Below are 6,230 nucleotides of genomic sequence, written 5' to 3' on the forward strand. Positions count from 1 at the left end.
GCCTTAACCTTGCCCGCGTTATCGCGCACAATGCGCGGCATGCCTGAATGCTCCGCCGTGTTGACCGAATCGCGCGCGCGCGCGCTGCAGCGCGCGGAAGCGGCGTTGCTGGCGCCATTCCTGCGCACCAGCAACGGCACGCATGCGCTGCACTTGCGCCGCGCCGGGCTGATGGGTGCCGCGCTGCCGGAGTCGGCCAACGGCCTGGGGCATTGGACGCGGCTTGAGCTGGATGGCGAGGCCTGGCACGGCAGCGTGCGTGCGCTGGCCTGCGAATTGCCATTCGCCGAGGACAGCTTCGCGCTGCTCGTCGTGAGTCATGTACTCGAAGCCACGCCCACGCCCACGCCCGTGGCGCTGATTGCCGAGCTGGCGCGCGTGGCGATGCCGGGCGCGCGCGTGCTGCTGTGCGGTTTCGCCGCCTGGCATCCGCAAGCGTGGTGGCTGCGGCAGCGCGCGCAGCGCGCGGGCGTGCCCTGCCATCTGCGCTCGGCGCGGGCGCTGTCGAGTCTGCTGCGCGCGCATGGATTCGAGCGCGAGTTGATGCAGCGGCAAGGCTCCAGTTATCTGCTGGTGGTGCGCAAGCGCCGCGCTAGCGCGCGCATTCTGCTGCTGACACGCGAGCCGCGCGGCGCATTCGCCAGTCGGCGCGTGCCGGTGTTGCCCGGCGGCACGCAGCGCGCCGCGTCATGAGTTCCATCGAAGTGCGGATATGGACTGATGGCGCCTGCCTCGGCAATCCCGGCCGCGGCGGCTGGGCGGCGCTGCTGCGCAAGCAGGCGCACGAGCGCGTGCTCAGCGGCGGCGAGCCGGAGACCACCAACAACCGCATGGAGCTGATGGCCGCCATCGCCGCGCTGGAAGCCTTGCGGCGACCGTGCCGTGTCGAGCTGAGCACCGACTCGCAGTATCTGCGCCAGGGCATCACCGAATGGGTGCCGCGCTGGCAGCGCAACGGCTGGCGCACCGCGAGCAAGGCGCCGGTGAAGAATCAGGATCTGTGGCAGCGTCTGGACGCCGCGGTGAAGCCGCACGAGGTGCGCTGGTCGTGGGTGCGCGGCCACAATGGACATCCCGAAAACGAGCGCGTGGACCAGGCCGCGCGCGCCGCCGCCGAGGCCCAGCCGCGCGCATGAACCGCATCGTCGTACTCGATACCGAAACCACCGGCCTGGAAGTGAATCAAGGCCATCGCCTGATCGAGATCGGCTGCGTCGAGCTGGGCGATCGCCGCCGCAGCGGGCGCCATTTTCATTGTTACCTCAACCCCGAACGCGCCGTGGACCGCGGCGCGTTGGCGGTGCACGGGCTGGATGATGCGTTCCTGTCCACGCAGTCGCGTTTTGTCGAGGTGGCGGCGGAGCTGCTGGCGTTCATCGACGGCGCCGAACTGGTCATCCACAACGCGGCCTTCGATCTGGGCTTTCTCGATGCCGAGCTGAAGCGCCTCGATGCTGCGCACGTGCCGCTGGCACAGCGCCTCGCCGTCACCGACACGCTGCTGCTGGCGCGCGAGCGCTTTCCCGGGCAGCGCAATTCGCTGGACGCCTTGTGCAAGCGCTTCGAGATCGACAACTCCAGCCGCAAACTGCATGGCGCACTGCTCGACGCCGAGCTGCTGACCGATGTGTACCTGGCGCTCACCGCTGGACAAAGCGCACTGGGTTTCGCCTTCGATGCCGAGGCGGCGGGCGCGGCGGGCAAGGGCGCGCGCATGAGTACGCAAGCGCGTGCTGCGATCAGAATCACGCAGCGTCCGCGCGTGCTGCTCGCGAGCATCGAGGAACAGGCCGCGCATGCACTGCGGCTGGACGCGCTGGACAAGGCCAGCAAGGGCGCGTGTGTGTGGCGTCGACTCGAAGCCGACGCCGGGGATGGCGCATAGCCGTGGTTTGCCGCGCATGGCGCGGCGTCACGCTCAATGGCGCAAGCGCACCAGAATCGCGGTGAGGTTGTCGCGCGCGTGGTGCGCCAGCGCGTCCAGCAACAGGTGTTCAACCGATTCCTGCGCGCTCAGATCATGGCGAATCAGCGCCTGCTGGCGTGCCTGCGGCGTGCTGGCCTCGATCACGCCGTCGCTGCACAGCAGAATCGCCACCGGATGACGCAGCTTGCCCTTGCGCAGGCCGATGCGTAGCGCATCGCTGGCGCCGAGGCCGAGTAGCGCGGTCGCGGCAGGTCGGTGTGCCGCGTCCTCGCCGCTGCAGGGCAGGGCGGCGGCGGCGGCCACCTGCGCGGCATCGCTGCCGCCGAACAGGATGCTGCAATCGCCCACCCAGGCTAGCTCGAAGTCGGGTTCGGCCAGACGCAGCACCGCCAGCGCAGCGCCCGCCGGATGCGCGGCCGGATGCTGCGCCAGATGCCTCGCCACCACGGCCGCGGCGCTGCGCACGGCTTCATCCAGTGGCATGCCCAAGCGCGCCGCGCGCAGGGTTTCATCGCGCGCCACCGCCGCCACCGCCTCGCCATGGCCCGGCCCGCCCATGCCATCGACGACCACGAACACGCCAGCCGCCGCATCCACCGCGTAGGCGTCCTCGTTGAACTGGCGCTTGAGGCCCGGATGGGTGGCGTGACCGAATTCGAACATGGCGTCCTTCCAAAGCACGCGAGCATGCCCAATGCCGCCGCGGTTGTCACGATGCGACGCTGCCCGTATCATTCGCGGCCCTGTGCAGCGTGCCGCACAGGCGTCGCGGAGAGGTGGCAGAGTGGTCGAATGCGCCGGACTCGAAATCCGGTTTACGGTTATGCCGTAACGTGGGTTCGAATCCCACCCTCTCCGCCACATTACACTTCGCGGCCCACGTGGGCGGTTAGCTCAGCGGTAGAGCACTTCCTTGACATGGAAGGGGTCACAGGTTCGATCCCTGTACCGCCCACCAATGCCACTATTTCACTATAGAATCATACAGTTGGGCATGGTTCCGATTCCGAAATGGGAGCGGTAAATGGGAGCGGTCCCGCCGCGGGCTGCGACACGTCGGAATCGGCGCAAGACGTACACTGCACACGATCCATGCGGGGAGTCCGAGCGTGTCTCAAAACGAGAAAACCGAGCGGCTGCTCAAGCACTGCCCCGTAGTCCAGCATGATGTCGGTATAGAACTCCTGTATCGCTTTTTGCCCGGGACTTCGCATCGCGGACTCGCGCGGAAAAATTGCTCGAACAGCCCCCAGTGCATTGAGGCACGCGGATCGTTAGGCGCGATCTCGGATTGCCTGCTGCACACATTCCAGAATTAAGCTCTGCCCGCTTGCGCCGACAATCACTGCGGTGCGTGATGCACGCTGCGCGCAGCGCATGTGCAGGGACATCATCGGCGCGGCGTACCGCCCGACTATGCCGGCGACGATCCGAGACTGTGCAACGCGCGCACCCGATCCGGCAGGCCGTGCCAGGCGGCCAAGCTCGCGCACGGTCGCTGCAAGTGGCATGGCGGCCTATCGACTGGCCCGCGCACGCCAGAAGGGAAAGCACGCTGTACGCGCAACCTGCCCGGCGCTCGCAGGGCGCAAGATAGTAAGAAACCGTAAGGTGGCGGCGGGGTCGTAGGGCGCAAGTTGTTAACAAAAGCTAAGGTTGTCGAGCGCGTGCAATGTGGCACAGTGCGACCCATAGTGGACGCGCCCATGCGCTGGCTCGCTGTACTCCTCAAAAGCGTGTGGGACGCCGGGGGGCGTCGGGACAGCTCGATCAGTCGCCCTCGTGCTCTTGCTGAGACCACAATGCGAGCGTTGGCTGCTACACTAATCGCGCTCTGGCGATAGGCGAAGGTTGCCTATCCCTTTACTCTGTCACCTAGTGACGTTGCTTGTTGCCATATATGGATACCTTAGTTGTTCCCATATATGTCATGTTGTTGGTTAGTGTCCATGCGCGCTGCGCTAGGCATGCCAGAGCTAGAGTAAAGGAGGATCTACGATGAAGATTTCCACTCGTAAGACCCGCCTAGTCCTCGCGTGCATCAATCTGGCGGTGGTCATTTTCCACTTCCTGACTGCACTCGTGGGCATGGCATCTAACTACTCCCAAGTCTATGACGCAGAAATGGACTCACTGCTATCAGCTGAAGCCTGGCCGATGGGTCTTTGCGCCTACGGATGAAGCCAGGGTCACTGGTCAGCGAATCAAGAGTGCGGTCGAAGCACGCTGGAAACCGCCTTGTTTCTATTTTCACTTGCGTGGAGGTGGGCATGTTGCTGCCGTGCACTCTCACATGCCAAGTAAGTTCTTCTTCCGGGCGGACATTGATGACTTTTTTGGCCGGGTAAGCAAGTCGCGTATTACCCGATGCCTCAAGTCATGGTTCTCTTACGCAAACGCTCGGGAAATGGCCAGCGAGAGTGTCGTGAAAAGACCTGGCGTCGAAGGCTTCGTGTTGCCATACGGGTTTGTCCAGTCCCCCGTTCTCGCATCGTTGGCACTAGAGAAGAGCAAGCTCGGGGCGTACCTGCGGAAGCTTAGTGGTCGAGGTGACCTTCGAGTCAGCGTGTATGTAGATGACATCATCATCTCAGGCGATGATGAGGGCCTCCTTGGTGCGGTTGGTCAGCAAGTGGTCGATGTGGCCAGCAAAGCGTTCTTCCCACTTGGCGTTGGAAAGAGGGAGGGACCAGCGGAGGAGGTCACGGCCTTCAATATTCGCGTTTCGCACGCCGCGCTCGATATCACTGATAAGCGGATGGCAGCGCTTCGACTGAGCTACCAGACGGCCATGTCTGAATTTGCCAAGGCTGGAATTCTTAGCTACGTCAACTCGGTCAATCCATTGCAAAGCAAGACTCTGCGATAATTGCCCTTACCAAGCAATCAATTCGACCATCCAGACATCATCGGATCTTCCACCATGAAGCCGAGCGGAAGCCGCCTACCGCTTCAACCGCCGAATCGACCTGCGCGCGACATCGCCGCGACTGGCCGCGCGAAGATCCTGTGCAATTCCCATCCCGAGCCGGCCCTGCGCATGGCGAGCAACTTTCATGGCTGAGGATCAGGGTGAATCAGGAGCTACAATCGAGTCGAGCCATCCGCTGACCTGATTCGCCCTGATCCTCAGCCCGGCGTCGCGTGATTTGCGACGGCGGTGGGTAACGATGATGCCCTCTCCACCGAGGGCACCGTCATGTCGATCAACCTGATCCAGTTCCAGCAGGGCCTGTCGATGGCCGAATTCATGCAGCGCTATGGCACCGAAGCCAAAGCCTACCGCGCCTTGTACAAGGCGCGCTGGCCGCACGGCTTTCGTTGCCCGGCCTGCGGGGATCGCCGGCGTTCGCACTTTCGCCGCGGCCGGCAGGTGTACTACCAGTGTCGCGTCTGCCGTCATCAGACGACGCTGCTGAGCGGCACGATCCCTTGGGGACTTCCGTTGGTCGTCTTCGAAGCGACCAAGCTGCCGCTGCGCACTTGGCTGCTGGCCATCCACCTGTTGACCGCGACCAAGACGACCAACGGAAGTCCCCAAGGGACCAACATGGCGGCCCTGGAATTGAAGCGCCACCTGGGCGTCGACTACGACCAACGGAAGTCCCCAAGGGACAAGGCGGCCTGGCGCATCAAGCACAAGGTGATGCAAGCGATGGCCGCGCGCGAGGCACCGCGCCAGTTGTCGGGCTTCGTGCAGATCGACGATGCGTACCTCGGCGGAGAGCGCAACGGTGGCAAGCCGGGGCGTGGCTCGGAGAACAAGCAGGCGTTCCTGATCGCGGTGCAGACCGACGCAGCGCTCGAGCACCCGACCTACGCGGTCATCGAACCGGTGCGCAGCTTCGACGATGAAAGCATCAAGGACTGGCAGGCGCGGCATCTGGCACCGGACGCCGAGGTCTTCAGCGATGGCTTGTTCTGCTTCCGCCGCTTCGCCGATACCGGGCACGCGCACACGGTGCTGGAGACCGGCGGCGGTCGCGCCGCCTGCGAGGCGCAAGGCGCGCGCTGGGTCAACGTGCTACTGAGCAACGTCAAGCGCGCTATCAGCGGCAGCTACGACCAACGGAAGTCCCCAAGGGACCACGCGATCCGGCACGGCAAGTACGACCGCAGGAAGTCCCTTTTCGGGACGCGCGCCTGTATCTGGCGGAAGCGGCCTACCGTTTCAACCGCCGATTTGACCTGCGTGCGATGCTGCCGCGACTGGCGCGTGCCATGATGCTGTGCAAGCCGCATCCCGAGCCGACCTTGCGCATGGCGAGCAATTTTCATGGCTGAGGATCAGGGCGAATCAGGT

At 64.4% G+C, this 6,230-nt stretch carries 7 protein-coding genes, 2 tRNA genes and 1 pseudogene; 9 read left to right on the plus strand and 1 reads right to left on the minus strand.

Going from position 1 to position 6,230, the window contains the following annotated elements; translation table 11 throughout:
• The first annotated feature begins 39 nt into the window (after positions 1-39).
• The 3 genes from ACYDAT_RS11600 to dnaQ are packed head-to-tail and all read left to right on the plus strand — an operon-like array spanning position 40 to position 1,885.
• On the plus strand, positions 40-693 hold the full coding sequence (locus ACYDAT_RS11600; RefSeq protein ID WP_461450261.1) for a class I SAM-dependent methyltransferase: 654 nt from the start codon (positions 40-42) through the stop codon (positions 691-693).
• Positions 690-1,136 carry a ribonuclease HI gene (gene rnhA, locus ACYDAT_RS11605; protein ID WP_461439969.1) on the plus strand — a complete coding sequence of 149 codons (447 nt, stop codon included), beginning with the start codon at positions 690-692 and terminating at the stop codon, positions 1,134-1,136. Before ACYDAT_RS11600 ends, rnhA begins: the two co-directional genes overlap by 4 nt.
• Positions 1,133-1,885 carry a DNA polymerase III subunit epsilon gene (gene dnaQ / locus ACYDAT_RS11610; protein WP_461439968.1) on the plus strand — a complete coding sequence of 251 codons (753 nt, stop codon included), beginning with the start codon at positions 1,133-1,135 and terminating at the stop codon, positions 1,883-1,885. Before rnhA ends, dnaQ begins: the two co-directional genes overlap by 4 nt.
• Before the next feature lie 33 nt (positions 1,886-1,918).
• On the opposite strand, the gene ACYDAT_RS11615 is transcribed toward dnaQ, so the two are convergent.
• The gene (locus ACYDAT_RS11615) at positions 1,919-2,590 is read right to left on the minus strand and encodes a PP2C family protein-serine/threonine phosphatase (protein WP_461450263.1); all 672 of its coding nucleotides are present in this window, start codon (positions 2,588-2,590) and stop codon (positions 1,919-1,921) included.
• A gap of 107 nt (positions 2,591-2,697) precedes the next feature.
• Between ACYDAT_RS11615 and ACYDAT_RS11620 the strand changes: the two genes are divergently transcribed.
• The 6 genes and pseudogenes from ACYDAT_RS11620 to ACYDAT_RS11645 all read left to right on the plus strand — a co-directional run bounded on the left by ACYDAT_RS11620 (position 2,698) and on the right by ACYDAT_RS11645 (position 6,211).
• Positions 2,698-2,788: transfer RNA gene (locus tag ACYDAT_RS11620), tRNA-Ser, on the plus strand.
• Positions 2,789-2,810: 22 nt separating this feature from the next.
• Positions 2,811-2,885: transfer RNA gene (locus ACYDAT_RS11625), tRNA-Val, on the plus strand.
• 421 nt (positions 2,886-3,306) lie between these two features.
• Positions 3,307-3,537, plus strand: coding sequence for an HGGxSTG domain-containing protein (locus ACYDAT_RS11630; protein ID WP_461450265.1), 231 nt, complete (start codon positions 3,307-3,309; stop codon positions 3,535-3,537).
• A 388-nt stretch (positions 3,538-3,925) separates the two neighbouring features.
• Complete coding sequence (locus tag ACYDAT_RS11635) at positions 3,926-4,108, plus strand: hypothetical protein (RefSeq protein WP_461450269.1); 183 nt, start codon at positions 3,926-3,928, stop codon at positions 4,106-4,108.
• A complete protein-coding gene (locus ACYDAT_RS11640; protein ID WP_461450267.1) occupies positions 4,041-4,796 on the plus strand; it encodes a reverse transcriptase domain-containing protein in 756 nt (251 codons plus the stop codon). Before ACYDAT_RS11635 ends, ACYDAT_RS11640 begins: the two co-directional genes overlap by 68 nt.
• 330 nt (positions 4,797-5,126) lie before the next feature.
• Positions 5,127-6,211: pseudogene (locus tag ACYDAT_RS11645) on the plus strand (IS1595 family transposase).
• The last annotated feature ends 19 nt before the right edge of the window (positions 6,212-6,230 follow it).

The sequence above is a fragment of the Metallibacterium sp. genome (assembly GCF_054637675.1).

Coding starts and splice junctions, on each gene's coding strand:
- ACYDAT_RS11600 (WP_461450261.1), top strand. CDS start 40: ATGCCTGAATGCTCCGCCGTGTTGACCGAATCGCGCGCGCGCGCGCTG.
- rnhA (WP_461439969.1), top strand. CDS start 690: ATGAGTTCCATCGAAGTGCGGATATGGACTGATGGCGCCTGCCTCGGC.
- dnaQ (WP_461439968.1), top strand. CDS start 1,133: ATGAACCGCATCGTCGTACTCGATACCGAAACCACCGGCCTGGAAGTG.
- ACYDAT_RS11615 (WP_461450263.1), bottom strand. CDS start 2,590: ATGTTCGAATTCGGTCACGCCACCCATCCGGGCCTCAAGCGCCAGTTC.
- ACYDAT_RS11635 (WP_461450269.1), top strand. CDS start 3,926: ATGAAGATTTCCACTCGTAAGACCCGCCTAGTCCTCGCGTGCATCAAT.
- ACYDAT_RS11640 (WP_461450267.1), top strand. CDS start 4,041: ATGACGCAGAAATGGACTCACTGCTATCAGCTGAAGCCTGGCCGATGG.